Raw genomic sequence first — 18,416 nt, forward strand, 5'->3', positions numbered from 1 at the left:
GTTCTGGAGTATTTAGTTTAAGCGTCTGTCAGACGATGTAAATAAAAGGAGGAAATATCATGGCTGACAACACAATAAAAGGATGATGCGCTATGTTCGAGCTTGAAGTTAAAGATGTATTCAAGATCACCGGCCGAGGGTACGTGATTGCAGGAGAAATTACCGAAAGCGGCGCGATTTTAAGAAATGGAGATACTTTAGTAAATAAAGAAGACAGGGAACAAAAAATTGAAGTAAACTCCATCGAAATGTTAAATTACGGATCGGCATCAAGAAAGTTGAATCATATTGGTTTTTTGACCGATATTTCAGACGAAGCGGCAAAAGCTTTGGTAGGAAAAAGACTGTGTAAAAAATAAAAGACTGCGCTGTATTCACGCGGCGGAACAAGGAGAAGGTAAATGGAAATCCACCAAACGATCTTACGGAGATTGCTGCCCGATAATAAAGAGCTAATAAATGCATCCGCTGATGAAATTATGGATCACGTCGGTATAAATAGGTACCGCCAGGAAAACATTCAGCTGAAGGATGAAGAGGTCTTCATTAAGCTTCCGGCTCTACTTCAGGACATCGTGCTGCTCATCGATTTCGATACGGAACTGATTATGAACGGCATTCTGGGATTTTTGGAAAACTCGACCGGAAAATATCTTAACGAGACAATCGAAGCGCTGGAACGCATCGGAGCGGTTCATGATGCGAATGCTTTGAAAGACATCAAAGGGATTCTGGAAAACTACAATTTGAGCACCGGACAGCTGCATCGCGATTTGCAAGACTTGGAGCCGTATGAAATTAATCATTTCAGGCAAGTCCATTCGATTGCGGATGATGAGTTTTTCGAAGAAATCCAGTACGCCGCCGAGAAATTAACTATCAGCAGCCAAGAAGAAAATATATTCGATCATTTACTTGCCTACATCGAGGCTAATAAAAGGAGCTTCGTCGAAGACGTGCAGGCTGTGCTCTCCGAAAATAAAGCTTGAAGGTGACGTGACGTAACCGGATATAATCGCTTTAGTGTTTATTGGGGTGATGGAGGGGGGCTATTGTGAAAAGCGGCGACTATGCAACGACTGGACAAATTGCCAAAAAGACAGGGATCACGCTGCGAACGCTGCGGTACTACGACCAGATCGGTCTGCTGTCTCCTTCTCAGCACAGTCAGGCGTCGGCGAGGCTGTACAGCAAGGAAGATCTGATTCGGCTGCAGAAGATTCAGACGTTGAAGTATATCGGCTTGACCCTTCAAGAGATCAAGGAGGTGATTCGCGAAGAATCGCTGTCCGGACATGACCTCCGAAGCTCGTTGACGGCGCAGAAAGAGACGCTCCGGCAGAAGCTCGCGCACATGGAAGTTGTGGTCAAAGCAATAAATCAAGCGTTGGAAATGATGAAGAACAAGCCTGAGGACGTGGAGTGGAGCAGTCTGATCGAGCTCATCCATGCGGTCCATTCGGAAAAAAATTGGGTAGAGCAGTACCATACCGCGACGCGTCTGCAAACGAGAATCCAGCTCTACGACAAATGCAGCGTCAATCCGATCGGCTGGCATCGCTGGCTGTTCGGGCATTTGATCGAGCAGTCCGGATGCACGGTACTTGAGGTCGGCTGCGGCGACGGCGCTTTATGGGCCCGGAACATGGACCGGATTCCTGAAGCTTGGAGGGTAACGCTCTCGGACTTTTCGCACGGGATGCTTGAGGAAGCGCGAAGCAGCTTAGAGGAACATGAAGCGCAATTCAAGTTTGTGATGGCTGATGTGCAGGACATTCCTTTCCATGACGAACAGTTCGATATCGTGATTGCCAACAACATGCTTTACCATGTGCCGGACATCCCCAAAGCTTTTTCCGAAATTCATCGCGTCTTAAAGCCCGGAGGACGATTGTTTGCTGCGACGATGAGCAAGCGGCATTTGCAGGAGGTCGAGCAGCTCACTGCGGCGTTTGATCCCGAGATCCGTGTGCTGGACCCCGTCATCGAGCGGTTTAATTTGGACAACGGTGAGCAGATGTTGTCCCCTTGGTTTTCCGAGGTTCGGCTGTATTCTTATGACGACCACCTGCTTGTGAGCGAAGTCGGGCCGCTCCTGGATTACATCACCTCGACTCCGATGAATGCCCGCCAGCGGTTGACGGGAGCTGCGCTGCATCATTTTGAAAGCTTTTTAAATTCCATGATCGAACGTGAAGGGAAAATCCGCATTTCGAAGGATTCCGGATTTTTCTTAGGGAGGAAGCGATCCATATGACCAGACAAGGCAACCCAAGGGTGCGTATCCTGAAAGAAGAGATGTTATCGGACAACTGGTACGTCTTAAAGAAAATGACCTTCGAGTATCAAAAACAGGACGATACTTGGGAGACTCAAGCGCGTGAAGTATACGACCGCGGCAATGGAGCGACGATCCTGCTGTATAATCGGGTGAAGCAGACGGTGGTGCTGACCAGGCAGTTTCGGATGCCGACTTATGTGAACGGAAACGACACGGGAATGCTTATCGAAACGTGTGCGGGCTTGCTGGACCGGGAAACCCCGGAAGCAAGCATTGTACGCGAGACGGAGGAGGAGACGGGATACCGCGTAAGCGAGATTTTCAAAGTCGGCGAGGCCTATATGTCCCCCGGTTCCGTGACGGAGATTTTGCATTTTTATACGGCCGAATACAGTCCGGGCATGCTGGCTGGAGAAGGCGGAGGGATGGAAGAAGAGCAGGAGCATATCGAGGTTCTTGAGCTCCCGTTCATCGAGGCGCTCGAAATGGTCCGAACCGGCGAAATCTGCGATGCCAAAACGATCATGCTGCTGCAGTATGCGCAAATTCACGGACTTCTTGAGCCGGAGGTTAAGCCGCTGCATATTCTTATCGCCGGACCGTATCGTTCGGGAACCGGGGACGATCCCGAGCTCCTGGAGCAAAACGTCCGCTTTATGAACGAAATCGCTTTGCAGGTATATGATGCGGGACATTTGCCCGTTCTAGGCGAGTGGTATGCGCTTCCGTTGATCGCGACCGCAGGGTCCAAGACCATCGGAGACGACGTGTTCAATCGCATGTTTCATCCGTCTTCCATTCGGCTGCTGGATTGCTGCGATGCGGTGCTCCGGGTTGGAGGACCGTCTCAGGGGGCGGACGAGATGGTCAAAGTGGCCGAAGAGAAAGGCAAGCTGGTTTATTGGCATCTGGACGAATTGCCAAGCGTCAGGTGAAGCTGGAGAGACCGAGAAAATTTAAAGGAGTTGCCGATGAAACGATTGCTTTCTCAGTTCCTGTTTTTAATATTGGGCGGCGCCATCATTGTTTTAGGAATGGTGTTTGCCGGGATTAACTTTTTGAACCATAATCCCGTGAACGATAGAGTCATGATTAGCGCTCCCGGTACAAAGGAAGTATTTTTAAAAGCAGGGAAACATCATTTGTTTTACGAATTTGATTCGAAACAGCTTAATTTGGGAGTGCTTCAGCTAAAAAAAGAAGAGAAATTCAATAATGTATCGAATCTGCTCGCGGTAAAGATAGTTAAGATGTCGGACCATAGGGAAATTGTGCTGGCAAAGGATTCTTCCATGAATTTTACATTTAACGATACTAGAGGCGAATCGCTTTACAGCTTCGAGGTCGTCGAAGAAGGAGATTACAGGGTTGAAATCAGTCCTACGATCGAATTGCCGAAGGCGATTACGTTTAGTATCGTGGGGGATTTGGCAAACAGTCTGTATGGCATCTTTAAGCAAGCAGGGATCGTTGTGTCCATGGCGATTCCATTTCTATTGATCGGGTGGTACATGTATGCCAGAGAGGTAAAAAGGAAGAAATATTTAACACCGTAAGCTATAATAATGACAGAAACTAGCACATAGCCATAAGCATAGAAAGTTCATTCAAAAAACATCAGGATCTCGAACACGAGTGCTTCCATGATGTTTTTTATTGCATGGAGGTTCAATCATGGAAGAGATAAAGCTGCAAACGATTACCGTAAAGGCACTTCAAGGAGATATTACCAAAATAGCCGCGGATATCATCGTGAATGCCGCCAATACAAGTTTGCTCGGCGGGGGCGGGGTTGACGGGGCGATCCACAGAGCGGGCGGCATGCAGATTTTGGAGGAATGCAGGAAAATCAGAGATCAGCAAGGCGGCTGCCAAGTCGGCGAAGCCGTTGTGACGACAGCGGGAAATTTACCGGCGTCCTTTGTAATTCACACCGTAGGTCCGGTCTGGAACGGCGGAAAGAGCGGCGAGGAACAGAAGTTGACGAACTGCTATGTAAACACATTGAAGTTAGCCTGCAAAAATCATGCCCGCAGTATCGCTTTTCCTAATATTAGTACGGGCATTTATCGATTTCCGAAGGCTTTGGCGGCTAAAATTGCCTTAGAGGCAGTGTCCGATTTCATCCGCGGTCATCACGAGTCGAATCTGGAGCAGATTTTGTTTGTCTGCTTCGATGAGGAAAATTACCGGATTTATCGGGAGCGTTTGCTCGAGGGCTTTGGGATATAAAAAGGATCTAGAGCTTTTCTTGAAAAGGGTGGAAACTTGATTATACAAGCGATAACCATAAGATGGGGCAAAGACGTGAGAGGCGCCCCTTATTCCTCATTAAGAAATCGATACAGCAAAGCGTTCCGTCTTCCGGAATCCATAGTAAATCACGAGTCATCGCGCGGAATTCCATACCATAGTCTTTTGATTGTCCAGGATAAATCCGGTTTCCGAAATCTAAGTAATCAAAGTTGGTTTCTCGAAGCGAGTGAAGCCGACTTTAAGATTGGTTGTATTGAAATCGTCCTGAAGGAAGCCAAGTATGAATTTACCTTTAAGTACTCTCATTATTGCGGAAAGCCTGCTAGATATGATAAAAAATATCATTTATTAATGGAAAAAGCATTCGAGCTATCGCCTAATGAATATGGCAGAATACTTTATAATGGACGGCATATCGCTACGGATACGGGAGAATGGTACTACGAGTTGCATATTTTAAATGCTTTTCACACCACAGAAACAAATTCGAAATTATTCGTAACCCGATCTCCGCTTAAAGAGTACAGACAATTAGAAGTATTATTTTAGTAATGTTTGTAATGGGCTATATGTAAGTTAGTCGCCGTCAATTAATTGGATATCCATGCAATAGAGTAAGGATATGGCTTCGGGCAGCGTAAATTTGGCTTTCCGGATTGGATTGAGCCCCGGGTCAATCATGTAGTTGGTTGCAGAGGAGAAGTCCGCGGCCGTCAAGTTCGTGCGCTCAAACAAACTTTCGGAGAAATCCGTAGAGCTCATGTCCGCTTCCGTAAGGTCGGCTTCCCTGAAATCTACGTTCTTTGCCGTGCATTTTGTGATTACGCTCCTCGGCAGTGTCAGTCCGATGAAAGTGGAATGACTTAGGGTACATTCTTCAAACCGCAGCAAACCGGACCCGACTTTTCGGGGGGGAGCCATCTCGGACCAGTTGATGCCGATCAATTTGGAATGGTTGAAGGAAACCTGGGAGAAGTCGCAGTCGAGCACTTGAATTAAACTTAAATTACAGTTTTCAAAGGTGCATCCCGAAAATTTGCAATCCTTAAAGACCGTCTCGCTGAAATCGCATTTCGTGAATTTGCAATCGTAGAACCGGACCGAGGTTACTTCCTGCTGCGAGTACTGGGCCTCCAAAAAGTGCTCGTCATAATATTCTTCTTCTATAAACAAAACGCATCACGTTCCTTTAGAGAGGATTGGGGCATAATTCTTCCCCAGTATATCACACTTTAGTCCATCTGGAGCAGACGGGCTTTTCGAATGAGTATACCTTTAACTGAATTGCCCTAAGAGGAGAAAATGATGTCGGAATATTATTGAGATCGTAAGATTGAATATCTGAGAAATACTCGTTGGTTATATGCCTCCAGCAGTCCCAAATGATCACGCTAGGGAGTTTACAGAAGCTGAAGCTGTATGAGAAAGATTTGTACCGGACGGGGAAGGATGGCAATATCGGAATTAAGCTGCCAATAATGTTAAGTCGACTTGGTCTGAAAGAGGTTGAATGCAGGGTAAGCGATAAGGTTAATTTTCTAGATCCAAACATGGATTTACAAAGCAAAGAAAGACTCTATAACGCTTTAAATGAAGAGGGCCTAGGAGCAAACCCTGACGAATTACAGGGATTGATGACTAAGTTAGTCAATCGTGGATTAACTCTCGACGAAGCTCGAAGTCAGGTTGAAGCTGAACTGTTTTTTTCAAAGCAATTCGAAATAGACTCTTACCTAACCTATGCTCCAAATATGAAAATTACATTTGGCATTGTAAAACGGTAGATTCAAAGATGAAATGTACAGCTACCACCGTACTCACATTTGCAACTAACTTAATGGAGGAATTATGGAAGAATCCGATTTTATCTCATATGCAGGCGATTATAGAGTTCATGACAGCACGATTGGCAAAATTCTGGATAATGGGCAGGAGCTTGTCATAACATTACATGGCATGGAAGGCGAAAGTTTGACCCTTTATTTAAGGGATGTTTTAACAATAAATATGCATAAAGCGGAAGGCATGATGCTATACGCGATAAGTGAATACAAGTATCCGGCACCGTACAGGAAGTTTATTTTTGCCAATTGGAAAGACAATGATGACGCCTTCTTAGAAGTGATTGCCAAAGATTTTTTATTGGAGCCTGAATTAACAATGCCAGTAGAAGGGTGATGCCGGTGTCGGAACAAAACACGGTAAACATGGAAGAGCTTTGGACAATCAGAAGAGTGAAAGAAGGCAAGAGGCTTCGAAATTTAGATGCCTTGGAAGGGGTCCGGGCTGCGGGAATTGTCTTGATTTTTGCTACAGCGCGGCCGCCCAGGGCTGCTCAATTCAAGGAAAGAATATATATAGGGAGGCCGTTCATGAGAGAGAGCAAAATATTGCAGCGGGTTCCTGCTTCCATAGCTGCGTCATCGAAACGTACCACGATGAGCCCCCGAGCGGCTGGCCCGGATTGGTTTTTCAACATGTCGAAGACCGTAGGGAATCAGGCTCTTCAACGGTATCTGATTTCCGGCTTTTCGAGAAAACAACCTTCTCAGGGGCAAAGCAGCGTCATTCAGCGGGCCATTGGGGTTGAACTGGAGGCTCCTGATTGGGAAGTGACAACTCCAAAAGGAAAGCCATTTAAGAAATATGCTCCGCTGGTTCGCGATGACGAAAACGGTTTCACGCTATCTTCGGATGAATACTTGATGCCTACTGGAAAAAGCTCGAACCTGGAATTTGTGTCCGATGCGCACGCTGACAAAGATGATTTTCTCAGATCCGTAGGGAGTATGGACAAGTTAGCTGGGCACTTGGAACAACAGCACCAAGAGAACCCTATCGTGCTAAGCGACTTGTTGAAGAAGGCAGGCGAATCGGAAACGACATCGCCGTATAAGCTGAAGAATCAGGCGCATATCACTCCTCGGGAAACCCTCTTACCTTCGGTCCAAGTTACAATGGGCGTTCCGCTTGGAAAAATCACATCCTTGTTCTATAAGTTGGCGAACAAACAAGAGAAGCTAGAGGAACCCAGCGGCGAAGACGCTGTCGAGAAGCTGGAGTTGGAGACATCTAACAATAAAGCCCCTGTTAAGAAGCTGGATATTTCCTCCTATGAAGATCCTGTCAGGAAGCTATTGGCAAGATTCGAACTCATGAAAAGCACGTTTCAGGAAAGACGTACGGAGCTTGGATTTAGCGTTGAAGAGAAGATGAGTCCTCAGCTTGAGGGGCTTTCCGCCATGATTGCTTACTACCTGCGCAGCAGTTTCGTGCCGATGGGACTTCCGAGAAACCAGAAACGCCAATTTCCTAAGGCGCTGTTCCCTGTGTTGGCCAAGACACCTTTTCATCGAATGTTCGAACTGATTCCTGATCATGAGCTTCAAGCTATACGGGACATGAACGGCCAGATGAAGCCTGCATGGATGGAGTGGTTTCTGGATGGAGCGTTGGGGGAATATGTTACCAAAGCGAAGAACGATGAAGACCGAGAGAAAGTACGGGAAGATATCTTTAACGGCCCGATGCTGCCGCAAAAATTTGGAGAACCGGGAGAAGAAGCGTACAGGATTGATTTAAAACGTTCGGAGTGGCTGCGAAACCTGCCAACGGACGATCTTTTAACGGAACGAAACAATCCTAAGCTTAAGGGGATGGGTGTTTTTTCCGGTAAAGGAGATGTACTTGCAGAGGAGTCCGTCGATAATACGGAAGAGCTAGAAAAATATGCACCCGTTTTTGAACTGCGTGGTATTAACGGCAGTCCGAAGACAGGAACATGGGAATCTTGGGCGGAAGATTGTTGGAGCTTCTACGAGGAGTTGGTTGGTCAAGGGGTTCGATACAAAACGCCAACGCTTAATAAACAGAAGGAGCGATGTATCCTTCAATAAGTTGGAGTTATAACCGGGCTCATGGAGGCATTGATATGGGACTAGATTATAGCTATACCATTGTTATTGACGAGAAGGATGTTGATCCGCTAAGAGATTATCTAAAAGAACATGGCGAACTATCCGGCGATTGCGCATGTATTCGATTTGAGGTAGATTCTTATGTCATGAAATATTTGGAAGGAGGCTACGATTGGACTCCGCATCAAGATAGATCGGAAATCGAAAAATATATCGGGAATGACGGAAAAGCCAGAATCGGCTGTATTTATATCAAAGAACACAAATTGCCTAATGCGAGCGGAGAAGTATCCGTATCTTTTACAGCGGCTACGACCAACATGAGTTTGCTGTTTAGGGATTCATATTCGATCCGCCGATGGTTTATTCATCTGAGTAAGGAGTTTCATTCTATCCTTACCTATGTGGATTTAGAGCATGAAGGTCATAGATTGATTTACTACCGGGGTCAAGAAGTAAATATTGAACTTAAGGGAGAAGGGCACTTAGAGATCGGCAAGAGCGAACTGCTGAGCATCATTCAAGATTTTACAGATCGTAGCCGTCATTTTTACGAGTAGTGTAGCGCAAAGAAGATTCAAGAATAGTGTAACGGAGGCATACCAGTGAAAATCCGATGTGAGTGCGGCGGTATCATTGTCGATCAAACCGATAGTTTGCCTTATAAGGGACATTTGATATCGGATCAAGATTGGTTTGATTTTTTAGATGCGATAGATCGAGCTATCGAGAAATCGGGACCGACGGATAAAGATAAGGAAAGAGCGGCAATGAGCATACGCCGACTGGCTGTGCATTTGACAAAATTGATTTATCAATGCACTAATTGCGGGCGGTTATACGTTACGAATGAAGAAGAAGAGCTTGAAACATTTCAAAATTTGAAACCGTTTGAAGGTAAAAGCATACTTGCTTCCGATAGTGGAAAAAACCAGAATTAGAGGACTTATCTATCGTTCCAGAGGAGGAGAGCCGAAAAACTATGAAAATAGCCCTATTAATCGTGGATATGCAAACCGTCTTTCTGAAGGATAAAGAACAATCGAATATCGAAAAAGCATGCGAATACATCAATTACACGGCAGACCTGCTTCGGTCAAAGGGGCATCTTATTGTCCATATTCAAGACATTGAGGGACGGCAAGAATCGAATAAGGAGCTATTCGAAATCATACCCGAAATCAAAATAGAAGAGCATGAGACGAGAGTCACTAAGGTATTCTCCAATGCCTTTTGGAAAACAGATCTGGAACAGCTCTTATTGGATAACGAAGTCGGTCTAGTGATCGTGTCGGGATTTGCAGCAGAGCACTGCGTGCTGTTCACGTACAATGGGGCGAGGGAGAGAGGCTTTAAGACGGTCATCCTGCAAAACGGAATCGTCGGTGAGCGGGATGCCGCAGTTGAAGCAGCGTACCAGGATCGAAATATCATCTCCTATCCAGTCATCGAATCTTTCATAGGGAGCTAAAGCCATGCAAAACGAAAAGCAAACAATTTTCAGGAATCCGCAGTTGATGCCGCCTGCCAATGGCTATACACAAGTTGTGGAAGTGCGAAACGGAAGAACGATCTATGTTTCCGGGCAGGTTGCTATGAACCAAAACGGGGAATTGGTAGGGCCGGGAGATCTGGCTGCACAAACCAGGCAGGTGTTCGAAAACATCAAAGCTGCGTTGGAGTCTTCCGGCGTAAGCTTCAATGATGTTGTAAAATTGACCTTCTTTGTGACGGACATCGCCCAAATGCAGATTGTTCGCGACATTCGGGATAGCTATGTCAATACGAAAAATCCGCCTGCCAGTTCAGCCGTTGAAGTGAGCAAACTGGTGAATGATCAGTTCTTGATTGAAATTGAAGCCATAGCCGTAGGCGAATAGTCTTTCAACAAACCGAGCGTGATAGCCCTCATCTTGGACAAGATGAGGGCTATTTGACGCTTTGCGCAGCGTTCCAATCATACTTCCTTTAGGCCGTATTCTTTTTCAACTCGACAGATTCTTGTTATATAATTTTCGTACCAAATCGTTTTCCCCTTATCCTGTGCCGCCAAATGCTCTTCGTTTGCTTTCCAATTTCGAATGGCATCCAAGGACTCCCAGTATGAAACGGTTATCCCGAAACCATGACCGTCCCGAACGCTTTCGACTCCCAAAAAGCCTGGTTGGTTGGATGCCAAGGCTACCATTTTTTCTGCCATGTTCCCGTAACCGCGATCCCCTTCCGAACGCTGACTTGAAAAGATAACGGCGTAGTACGGCGGCTGTGGTGTTTTTGCAAATGGTGTCATTTTCACGTTCTCCTTTTCTAACATAAAAAGTTTCATTCGTGAAAAGTATACATTTGGCGTTAAAATAAATAAAATGAATCTGATTTATGTATTGCATAAGAGTTTTTTATGTAAGAGGGAGGCGCTTTCTATAAATTTGACGAAATATGAAATATTTTGTACGGTGGTCGAATTTCAGAGTTTGACAAAAGCGGGGGAGAAACTAAACTTGACACAGCCGGCAGTAAGTCACGCGGTTTCCAGTCTGGAGCAAGAAATAGGATTTCCTTTGCTGATTAGAAACCGTTCCGGTATCAGTTTAACCAGTAATGGCGAACGAATACTGGAACCTATGCGCGAGATTGTCCGTTTGAATGAAAAATTGAAGCAAGAGTTTGCTTCCATCCGTGGTCTTGTAACAGGCACGGTATGCATCGGGACGTTCTCAAGTGTTTCCATCCAATGGCTGCCCGCGATTCTCAAAGAGTTTCAACAAAAATATCCATTGATTGAAATCGAATTGCTAGAAGGAAATTACAACGATATTGAACAATGGGTTCTGAAGGGTTCGGTCGATTTTGGTTTTATGGCATTACCCGTCTCGGGATCGTTAGAAGTGATGCCTTTAAAAAGAGATAAAATATTTTGTATTGTGCCTAAAGACCATGTTCTTCAGAAAGAGGATAAAATCAATATTGAGCAATTAAGAGAAGAGCCGTTTATCATGCCCAAGAAAGGGTGTGACTTGGATGTGAAGAGGATATTTTCAGAAAACAATATTACACCAAAGGTGAAATATGAATTAGAGGATGACCATGCGATTATTGCGATGGTGAACAGCGGTATTGGGGTAAGCCTGCTTCCTGAAATGATTTTGTCGCATATCCCGGGCAATGTGAAAGTTCTTGAATTGGAAGGCGACTATTATCGCTCGATAGGTATCGCTATGGCTTCCAGAAAAAACATCTCCCCTGCGGCTAAAAAGTTTATAGATTGTGTCCAATCTTGGGTAAAACCAGCGGAAGCGGAGGAACACAAGAAATAACGATAAAATATGATCCTGAATTTGATGCGAAAAAACCGCCTTTAAGGGCGGTTTGCTTTATTTTAGATCGTTTAAATTGGTAATTTTTAGTAATACATCCGTGGGGCGCACTCTATCATCAGAATAACTCATCGGAAAGAAAAAGTCTATTCTTTTTTTGCACGATCTTTTATATTCTATATACCGCTTTTGCAGGGGATGCAATGCAAGCTCTGCTTAGGCTAACGATTCAGAAGGAGGCTGCACGGATGTTTAACGGTACGGAAGCGGAAGAAAGACGATATCTTGAGGTCATCGTTGGCAAGCTTCATCAAGCCCTGAAGGAGATGGACGATAAAGTATCGTCCACTTACGAAGCCGTCATTGAAGCCAAGAAATACCTTTGGGACAATGCGGCTGTATTGGACCCGGCGGAGCGGGCGGCGAACCGGGTGGACGTGTCGCTAACCATTGACTTGGGGGAGAAAGCGATCGCCAAGCGCAGGCGGGTTCAGAAATTGCTGCAATCCCCCTACTTTGGGAGAGTGGACTTTAAGGAGGGACAGCAAACGAAACCGGATTCGTTCTATATCGGGGTACATTCCTTCACCGAAGACAACGGCCACGATAATTTAATCTACGATTGGCGCTCTCCTGTAGCCAGCATGTTTTATGATTTTGAGGTAGGCCAAGCGTTCTATTCGGCGCCCGTCGGAGAGGTGCGTGGCGAGATCGGCTTAAAGCGGCAGTACAAGATCAATCAAGGCGCGATGGAATATATGATCGAAAGCTCGATGACCATCCATGACGATGTCCTCCAAAAAGAGCTCAGCGGCCCTTCGAACGAGCGAATGAAAAATATCGTGGCGACGATCCAAAAAGAACAGAACGCCATCATCCGGAATGAAGCGGCTCACGAACTGATCATTCAAGGCGTTGCGGGTTCGGGAAAAACATCGGTCGCTTTGCACAGGGTTGCCTTTTTGTTGTATCGGTACAAGGAAACATTGAGCTCCAGGAATGTCTTGATCATTTCTCCCAACAAAGTGTTCTCCGATTATATCTCGAACGTGCTGCCCGAGCTGGGTGAAGAAAAGATCATGGAAGTGAGCCTGGAGGAGCTGGCTGCCAAGGAGCTGTCGGGAATCGGCAAGTTTCAGACGTTTTACGAGCAGGTATCCGAGCTGCTGGGAGGTACTGACGATGAAACGGATAACACCGTGATCGAACGGATCAAGTATAAAGCTGCCGCCGAGTTTGTCGGTCAAATGGATGCTTTTATTCAATATGCGGATGAGCAGTACTTCTCGCCTGAGGAGATGACCATCGATAAGGTGACGATTTCTAAGGAGGCTCTACTCGGCAGTTATCTGGCTTCCGGAAGGTTGCCCGTTAAAGCGAGGTTGGAGAAGACCGCAGCCCATGTTATGGCCAACTGCAAAGACGAAGACGGAAATCGGGTCTCCGCATCGGCTTCCAAAAAGATCAAGACGGCCGTCAAAAAAATGTTCAAATGCCAAGACGTCCTCTCCTTGTATAAGGAATTTTACCGATATTTGGGCAGGCCTGACATGTACAAGCTAAAGCAGGGCAAGAAGCTGGAATATTCGGATGTGTTTCCGCTCATTTATTTGAAAATTTATTATGAGGGAGCGGCGCCGTTCGATCTCGTCAAGCATTTGCTGGTGGATGAGATGCAGGATTATACGCCGATCCAATACGCGGTTTTATCGAAGCTATTCAAATGCAAGAAAACGATTCTGGGCGACAGCAGCCAATCCGTGAATCCTTATTCTTCGTCTTCGTTAGCCGAAATTAAGAAGGTGTTCCCCGAGGCGGACACGGTCGAGCTGTTAAAAAGCTACCGTTCGACCGTTGAAATTACAACGTTTGCCCAGAGGTTAAAGCCTAACAGCAAACTGATCCCGATCGAACGGCATGGCGAGGAGCCGCTCATCCTACCGTGTCACAGTCCAAGGGATGAAATGGATACGGTAGGGAGACTGACCGGCGATTTCTTGGCGTCGGGACATCATTCGCTCGGGATCATCTGCAAGACGCACGCCCAAGCCGAAGACGTGTACGCGAAGCTGAAGGATATGGGGCATATGATTCATTTGCTGGATTTCAACAGCGAGCAATTCCACGAAGGCATCGTCATCACCTATGCGCATTTGGCGAAAGGCTTGGAGTTCGATCAAGTCATCGTACCGTTTGCTGACGCATCGACGTATCGGACGGAGCTGGATAAAAGCCTGCTCTATATCGCCTGCTCCCGGGCCATGCACAAATTGATCGTGACTTGCGCCGGAGAGATCACTCCTTTTCTAAAACCATAGGTGAGGCCTATGGTTTTTATTATAACAATTGAATTGATTGATGAAAGGGACGGGATTATACTCTAGTCATGCAGCAAGGTGAAAGTCGGGGTGGTTACAATGAAGCCTGTGGAAATCCTTTCGATCAATACGAGCAAACCGGTAGAAGTGCAGTTTAACAATAAAGACGTCTCCACCGGCATTTTCAAGACACCGGTTGACGGGGAGTTGTTTTTATCGTGGGTGAATTTCGAGGGAGACGGACAGGCGGATCTTGTGCATCACGGAGGCAGGGAGAAGGCGGTATGCGTCTATCCTTACGAGCACTATCCGTTCTGGGAGAAGGAATTGCAAAGAACGTTGGAATACGGCGCATTCGGGGAAAATCTGACGGTCCGGGGAATGCTGGAGGAGGATGTTTGCATCGGCGATAGGTTTAAGCTTGGCGAAGCGATCGTTCAGGTTAGTCAACCGAGGCAGCCATGCTACAAGCTGTCCGTGCGGTACGGATTGCCCGACATGCCGCTGAAGGTTCAGGATACGGGGTACACCGGCTTTTATTTCCGCGTGCTGAAAGAAGGGGTCGTATCCCGGCGTGACGGGCTGACACGCATTTTTCCCCATCCGAAAGCCGTTTCCGTGGCCTATGCCAACCGGATCATGCACTGTGAGAAGGACCATATCGAGGGCATCAAGAAAATACTGGAAGTCGATGAATTGTCCGTCAACTGGAGAAGGACATTTCAGAAGCGCCTGGACGGGATCGAAGGGGATACCACGGAAAGACTGACCGGCAATAAATAATATAATACTCTTGAAAAGGAGGCGCTAGCGGGATTGGCGAGCGTGTGGAAAGACTGGATTTCTGTAGTAAAGCCGAGAATTATGACCTCCAACCTGTTTGGCGCGTTTGCCGGGTATTGTCTTGCATCGCGGTGGGAGTTCGAATGGCCCGGCTTGGCCTTCATGCTGATGGGGGCGGCATTAACCATTGCGGCGGCCTCGATCGGGAATAATTACTTGGACCGGTTCCGGGATGTCCACATGGAGCGGACAAGAAACCGGCCGCTGCCCGGCGGACGGCTGAACCCCCGGATCGTAGCGGGGGCCGGAATGGCAGCGGGCTTGGCCGGCTTGGCCGTTCTGTACGTATTCGTGAATCCGTTAAGCATGGCGCTGGGCTTCGTCGGCATCTTTGTTTACGTAGTGATCTATACGGTATGGCTGAAGCCGACGTCGACATGGAGCACATCCGTCGGAGGGATTTCCGGGGCGATGCCGCCCATGATCGGCTACTGCGGTTTTTCCAATGAGTTGAATCTGGGAGCATGGCTTTTATTTCTCGTCATGTTCTTATGGCAGCCGCCGCATTTTTGGGCGCTTGGGATCTTGAAGAAGGACGAGTACCGGGCGGCGGGCTACCCGCTGCTCCCTGTCGTAAAAGGCGTCCGCCGTACCAAATGGCAAATGCTGCCCTATGTCGCGGCTTTATTTCCGGTGACTTATTTGCTGTATGCTCACGACTGGGTCAGTGTCGCTTATTTGCTGATCTCTATCGTTCTGCTCGGCATTTGGTTTTTGCAATGCCTCAGCGGCTTATTTACGAAGGACGACCGGGGTTGGGCGAAAGCCAGCTTCAAGTTTTCTCTGTACTATTTAACTTTGTCGTTTTTGATCATTATCGTCGAAACAGCTTGGCGATAGCCCCCGGAGGAGCTCCGAACGCTTGATCGCGCAGCCTATAAGAAGATCGAGATTGCGCTGTACAGCAGCAACAATCCCATGGCGATATGAAATGGCCGTTCGTAGTTGGACAAAAACTTTTGAAACAACGAGCCGAACACCGCCCACATGAACGTGGACAAGAACCCTACAAACGCAAGCAGCACGGAAAAGAGCAGCAAGCTCAGGCCGGACTTGTAGAACGGAATGACGAAGGTGGAGATGGCCGTAATCCCGTACAGAATCCCCTTGGGGTTAATAAATTGCAAAATAAATCCCGTAAAGAACGAGTTTAACGTGTCGTTAGCTTGTTCTTTATTTTGCGTTTTACTCGTTTTCATAATTTTGAAGGCGAGGTAGGCCATATACAGACTCCCCAACAGGTTCATCACGAACTTAATCCTCGGGATATAATTGTATAAAATCAGATTGAAAAAGCTGGACAACAGCATAATGGCAAAAAATCCGACGGTGACGCCAAAAATAAACCGAAATGTCTTTCTTAGCCCGTGTTTATTCGCGTTGGACATCGCCATGATGTTATTGGGGCCGGGCGTGAAGCTCGTCGCAATGATGTACGACAGGAAAGGAAGGATAAGCATCGTTCGCACCTCTATGTATGTTATAGTAAATGAATTGTACGTTATGACATATTTACGTGCGTTATGATTATACAACGAGAATGCGATGTTGCACAACCGTCATTTCAAGGGAGTTTGTTTGCTTGCGTTTTTTCGCGGCACATGCTATTTTTTAGTTAAATTTATTTATTCAAATTTGAATAAAATTGAGGTGACTGCGGTGATCCGCTTAATCGTGCTGGGCATGCTTGCGAGACAATCGATGCACGGCTACGACCTGATTCAGCAGTTGGAGAAAGACCGGGTCGACTTATGGTCGAACGTGCTGCCCGGGTCGATCTATCATGCGCTGCGGCAGCTGGCCAAGGAAGGCTGCGTGCAAATCCGGGATACGGAGAGAAGCGGCAATAAGACGAGAGCGGTGTACGAAATCACGCCGCAAGGCAGCGAGCTGCTGCTGAGCTTAATCGCAGAAGCGATGAGCGTCCCGTCCACCGAATTCCCTTCGGCTTTCTACGCGGCTCTGTTCATGATGGGCCGGCTGCCGAAGAAGGAAGTGATCCGGTGCCTCGATCAGCAGATGGCAGGGCTGGAGCACAAAATTGCGCTTTGGAACAAGGGTGAGCCGGGTAAAGCGGAGCTATCCGGTAACCCTCGGCTTGTGCGGCAGGTGTTTGCCAATGGCATCGCCCATATGGAGCTGGACTTGCAGTTGTTGAAGCAAATTAAACAGGACTTGGAGGAGTCATGATGGAACCGGTATGGAGCATCGGGCAGGCGACGAACAGGATCGACGGAACTTTGGAGCTGGGGATCGGGTATTTAACCCCTGGGCAAAAGATCATGTTGGAAGCATTCGCGCAAGACGATCTGGGGCAGGTGTGGCGTTCCTTCGGCACATATCGGGCCGAAGATCAGGGGACGGTGGATATGGCGAGGACGGCTCCTGAAGAGGGTACCTACGACGGAATCGATGCGAACGGATTGCTTTGGTCGATGCGTCCGGTTTTGCGTTCGGACGGTGCTTACTTTATGAAAAGCAGCAGTGCGCCGCATGCGGTTACCTTCCGGTTGTCCTCCGACGGCGTCTTGCTTGGTGAACGCACCGTCGACCTTCATCTTGTATCCGCCGATGTTCGGGTAACGGAAATTACGGAGCCGTTCGCGGGCAAATATTTTTGCCCCGAGGCTTCAGAACGCGGACCGCTTCCTGCCGTGCTGGTGCTGGGAGGATCGGCCGGCGGCTTGCTATGGTCCGAGCAGATGGCCGCTCTCTTGAGCGCGCATGGCTTCGCGGCGTTGGCGCTGGCCTATTTCGACTGGCAGGGCCGCTCGGGCCTGCCGAACCAGCTAGCGGAGGTGCCGCTTGAGGCTGTGGACCGCGCGATGCGCTGGCTGCAGGCGCAGCCGGGAGTCGACGCAGCCAGAGCCGGAGTCATGGGTCTTTCCAAAGGAAGCGAGCTGGCGCTGCTCCACGCTTCCCTATACCCGCAGGCTGTCCGGGCCGTCGTCGGCTATTCGCCTGCGTCTCATGTATTTGAAGGCATCAGTATCGCGCCTGTCAGCCGCCGATCCTCCTGGACGCACGAAGGCCGGCCGCTTCCGTATCTTCCGTACCCCGGAGGGCCGAAGAGCTGGACCCCTGCCGAGCTTGCGCAGTTGCGGAAGCTCCACGAGCAGGCGCTGGAGATTTCGACGGACGAGGAGCTGGAAGCGGCCCGTATCCCTGCGGAAGCGATGCGCGCTCCGGCGCTGCTGATTACGGGCGCGTATGATGCGACATGGCCGGCCGCCGAAATGGCGGAGGGAGTGCTGCAAACGCTGAAGAAGTGCGGATACCGCTGGGAAGCGCGTCACGAGCATTTTCCGGAGGCGGGCCATCTCATTGACATTCCGAATCTGCCGGTGACCGCAGAGCATGGAGTCCGGGCCGAAGCTGCGGCTGCTGCGGCCCGCGAAGCGTGGCGGGATGCGCTGACCTTTTTGCGAAGGAACCTTGCCTGATCAGGCAAGGTTATTTATTATTCGTACTCCCGTCCCAGTTGATT

The 18,416-nt window shown here is 48.0% G+C and carries 23 protein-coding genes; 20 read left to right on the forward strand and 3 right to left on the reverse strand.

Annotated features, from left to right (window positions below; genetic code table 11):
* Positions 1–92 precede the first annotated feature (92 nt).
* From QJ48_RS00490 to QJ48_RS35460, 7 genes are all read left to right on the forward strand, one after another.
* Entirely contained in the window at positions 93–359 is a 267-nt protein-coding gene (locus QJ48_RS00490) for a hypothetical protein (protein ID WP_054971711.1), read from the forward strand.
* Between the two features lie 42 nt (positions 360–401).
* Positions 402–989, forward strand: a complete 588-nt coding sequence (locus QJ48_RS00495) for a DUF4375 domain-containing protein (protein WP_054971712.1) — start codon at positions 402–404, stop codon at positions 987–989.
* Between the two features lie 65 nt (positions 990–1,054).
* Positions 1,055–2,257: a methyltransferase domain-containing protein gene (locus QJ48_RS00500; RefSeq protein WP_054971713.1), complete on the forward strand. Its 1,203-nt coding sequence runs from the start codon at positions 1,055–1,057 to the stop codon at positions 2,255–2,257.
* Positions 2,254–3,216, forward strand: a complete 963-nt coding sequence (gene nudK / locus QJ48_RS00505) for a GDP-mannose pyrophosphatase NudK (protein ID WP_054971714.1) — start codon at positions 2,254–2,256, stop codon at positions 3,214–3,216. The genes QJ48_RS00500 and nudK overlap by 4 nt, the downstream gene beginning before the upstream one ends.
* Positions 3,217–3,252: 36 nt before the next feature.
* Positions 3,253–3,837: a hypothetical protein gene (locus tag QJ48_RS00510; protein ID WP_054971715.1), complete on the forward strand. Its 585-nt coding sequence runs from the start codon at positions 3,253–3,255 to the stop codon at positions 3,835–3,837.
* A 118-nt stretch (positions 3,838–3,955) separates the two neighbouring features.
* Positions 3,956–4,513, forward strand: a complete 558-nt coding sequence (locus QJ48_RS00515) for an O-acetyl-ADP-ribose deacetylase (protein ID WP_054971716.1) — start codon at positions 3,956–3,958, stop codon at positions 4,511–4,513.
* 36 nt (positions 4,514–4,549) lie between these two features.
* Positions 4,550–5,086 (forward strand): hypothetical protein, encoded by a 537-nt coding sequence (locus QJ48_RS35460; protein ID WP_157261453.1) that lies wholly within the window; start codon positions 4,550–4,552, stop codon positions 5,084–5,086.
* Positions 5,087–5,113: 27 nt separating this feature from the next.
* On the opposite strand, the gene QJ48_RS00520 is transcribed toward QJ48_RS35460, so the two are convergent.
* The gene (locus QJ48_RS00520; protein WP_054971717.1) at positions 5,114–5,710 is read right to left on the reverse strand and encodes a pentapeptide repeat-containing protein; all 597 of its coding nucleotides are present in this window, start codon (positions 5,708–5,710) and stop codon (positions 5,114–5,116) included.
* Positions 5,711–5,919: 209 nt separating this feature from the next.
* Here QJ48_RS00520 and QJ48_RS00525 point away from each other — a divergent pair, with 209 nt between their 5' ends.
* From QJ48_RS00525 to QJ48_RS00555, 7 genes are all read left to right on the forward strand, one after another.
* A complete protein-coding gene (locus QJ48_RS00525) occupies positions 5,920–6,321 on the forward strand; it encodes a hypothetical protein (RefSeq protein ID WP_193394373.1) in 402 nt (133 codons plus the stop codon).
* 64 nt (positions 6,322–6,385) lie between these two features.
* A complete protein-coding gene (locus QJ48_RS00530; protein WP_054971719.1) occupies positions 6,386–6,715 on the forward strand; it encodes a hypothetical protein in 330 nt (109 codons plus the stop codon).
* Positions 6,716–6,909: 194 nt separating this feature from the next.
* Positions 6,910–8,433 (forward strand): hypothetical protein, encoded by a 1,524-nt coding sequence (locus QJ48_RS00535; protein ID WP_157261454.1) that lies wholly within the window; start codon positions 6,910–6,912, stop codon positions 8,431–8,433.
* 35 nt (positions 8,434–8,468) lie between these two features.
* Positions 8,469–9,014: a hypothetical protein gene (locus tag QJ48_RS00540; RefSeq protein WP_054971721.1), complete on the forward strand. Its 546-nt coding sequence runs from the start codon at positions 8,469–8,471 to the stop codon at positions 9,012–9,014.
* 45 nt (positions 9,015–9,059) lie between these two features.
* Positions 9,060–9,395: a hypothetical protein gene (locus QJ48_RS00545; RefSeq protein ID WP_054971722.1), complete on the forward strand. Its 336-nt coding sequence runs from the start codon at positions 9,060–9,062 to the stop codon at positions 9,393–9,395.
* A gap of 41 nt (positions 9,396–9,436) precedes the next feature.
* Complete coding sequence (locus QJ48_RS00550; RefSeq protein WP_054971723.1) at positions 9,437–9,925, forward strand: cysteine hydrolase family protein; 489 nt, start codon at positions 9,437–9,439, stop codon at positions 9,923–9,925.
* Positions 9,926–9,929: 4 nt separating this feature from the next.
* A complete protein-coding gene (locus QJ48_RS00555; RefSeq protein WP_054971724.1) occupies positions 9,930–10,334 on the forward strand; it encodes a RidA family protein in 405 nt (134 codons plus the stop codon).
* A 77-nt stretch (positions 10,335–10,411) separates the two neighbouring features.
* On the opposite strand, the gene QJ48_RS00560 is transcribed toward QJ48_RS00555, so the two are convergent.
* Entirely contained in the window at positions 10,412–10,744 is a 333-nt protein-coding gene (locus QJ48_RS00560; RefSeq protein ID WP_054971725.1) for an antibiotic biosynthesis monooxygenase, read from the reverse strand.
* 130 nt (positions 10,745–10,874) lie between these two features.
* Here QJ48_RS00560 and QJ48_RS00565 point away from each other — a divergent pair, with 130 nt between their 5' ends.
* From QJ48_RS00565 to cyoE, 4 genes are all read left to right on the forward strand, one after another.
* On the forward strand, positions 10,875–11,768 hold the full coding sequence (locus QJ48_RS00565) for a LysR family transcriptional regulator (protein ID WP_054971778.1): 894 nt from the start codon (positions 10,875–10,877) through the stop codon (positions 11,766–11,768).
* Positions 11,769–12,016: 248 nt separating this feature from the next.
* A complete protein-coding gene (locus QJ48_RS00570) occupies positions 12,017–14,086 on the forward strand; it encodes a UvrD-helicase domain-containing protein (RefSeq protein WP_054971726.1) in 2,070 nt (689 codons plus the stop codon).
* A 99-nt stretch (positions 14,087–14,185) separates the two neighbouring features.
* Complete coding sequence (locus tag QJ48_RS00575; RefSeq protein ID WP_054971727.1) at positions 14,186–14,869, forward strand: MOSC domain-containing protein; 684 nt, start codon at positions 14,186–14,188, stop codon at positions 14,867–14,869.
* A 42-nt stretch (positions 14,870–14,911) separates the two neighbouring features.
* Positions 14,912–15,769, forward strand: coding sequence for a heme o synthase (cyoE, locus tag QJ48_RS00580; protein ID WP_054971779.1), 858 nt, complete (start codon positions 14,912–14,914; stop codon positions 15,767–15,769).
* Between the two features lie 35 nt (positions 15,770–15,804).
* Here the strand turns inward: cyoE and QJ48_RS00585 are convergent, their stop codons facing one another.
* A complete protein-coding gene (locus QJ48_RS00585) occupies positions 15,805–16,389 on the reverse strand; it encodes a LysE family transporter (protein WP_054971728.1) in 585 nt (194 codons plus the stop codon).
* A 199-nt stretch (positions 16,390–16,588) separates the two neighbouring features.
* Here QJ48_RS00585 and QJ48_RS00590 point away from each other — a divergent pair, with 199 nt between their 5' ends.
* Positions 16,589–17,119 (forward strand): PadR family transcriptional regulator, encoded by a 531-nt coding sequence (locus QJ48_RS00590; RefSeq protein WP_237762765.1) that lies wholly within the window; start codon positions 16,589–16,591, stop codon positions 17,117–17,119.
* The gene (locus QJ48_RS00595; RefSeq protein WP_082420270.1) at positions 17,116–18,372 is read left to right on the forward strand and encodes an acyl-CoA thioesterase/BAAT N-terminal domain-containing protein; all 1,257 of its coding nucleotides are present in this window, start codon (positions 17,116–17,118) and stop codon (positions 18,370–18,372) included. Before QJ48_RS00590 ends, QJ48_RS00595 begins: the two co-directional genes overlap by 4 nt.
* Positions 18,373–18,416: the final 44 nt, after the last annotated feature.

Source organism: Paenibacillus sp. A3 (assembly GCF_001399685.1).
Lineage (GTDB): Bacteria > Bacillota > Bacilli > Paenibacillales > NBRC-103111 > Paenibacillus_G.

Coding starts and splice junctions, on each gene's coding strand:
- QJ48_RS00570 (WP_054971726.1), top strand. CDS start 12,017: ATGTTTAACGGTACGGAAGCGGAAGAAAGACGATATCTTGAGGTCATC.
- QJ48_RS00530 (WP_054971719.1), top strand. CDS start 6,386: ATGGAAGAATCCGATTTTATCTCATATGCAGGCGATTATAGAGTTCAT.
- QJ48_RS00575 (WP_054971727.1), top strand. CDS start 14,186: ATGAAGCCTGTGGAAATCCTTTCGATCAATACGAGCAAACCGGTAGAA.
- QJ48_RS00490 (WP_054971711.1), top strand. CDS start 93: ATGTTCGAGCTTGAAGTTAAAGATGTATTCAAGATCACCGGCCGAGGG.
- QJ48_RS00585 (WP_054971728.1), bottom strand. CDS start 16,389: ATGCTTATCCTTCCTTTCCTGTCGTACATCATTGCGACGAGCTTCACG.
- nudK (WP_054971714.1), top strand. CDS start 2,254: ATGACCAGACAAGGCAACCCAAGGGTGCGTATCCTGAAAGAAGAGATG.
- QJ48_RS00525 (WP_193394373.1), top strand. CDS start 5,920: ATGATCACGCTAGGGAGTTTACAGAAGCTGAAGCTGTATGAGAAAGAT.
- QJ48_RS00535 (WP_157261454.1), top strand. CDS start 6,910: ATGAGAGAGAGCAAAATATTGCAGCGGGTTCCTGCTTCCATAGCTGCG.
- QJ48_RS00550 (WP_054971723.1), top strand. CDS start 9,437: ATGAAAATAGCCCTATTAATCGTGGATATGCAAACCGTCTTTCTGAAG.
- QJ48_RS00555 (WP_054971724.1), top strand. CDS start 9,930: ATGCAAAACGAAAAGCAAACAATTTTCAGGAATCCGCAGTTGATGCCG.
- QJ48_RS00495 (WP_054971712.1), top strand. CDS start 402: ATGGAAATCCACCAAACGATCTTACGGAGATTGCTGCCCGATAATAAA.
- QJ48_RS00595 (WP_082420270.1), top strand. CDS start 17,116: ATGATGGAACCGGTATGGAGCATCGGGCAGGCGACGAACAGGATCGAC.
- QJ48_RS00540 (WP_054971721.1), top strand. CDS start 8,469: ATGGGACTAGATTATAGCTATACCATTGTTATTGACGAGAAGGATGTT.
- QJ48_RS00560 (WP_054971725.1), bottom strand. CDS start 10,744: ATGACACCATTTGCAAAAACACCACAGCCGCCGTACTACGCCGTTATC.
- QJ48_RS00510 (WP_054971715.1), top strand. CDS start 3,253: ATGAAACGATTGCTTTCTCAGTTCCTGTTTTTAATATTGGGCGGCGCC.
- QJ48_RS00515 (WP_054971716.1), top strand. CDS start 3,956: ATGGAAGAGATAAAGCTGCAAACGATTACCGTAAAGGCACTTCAAGGA.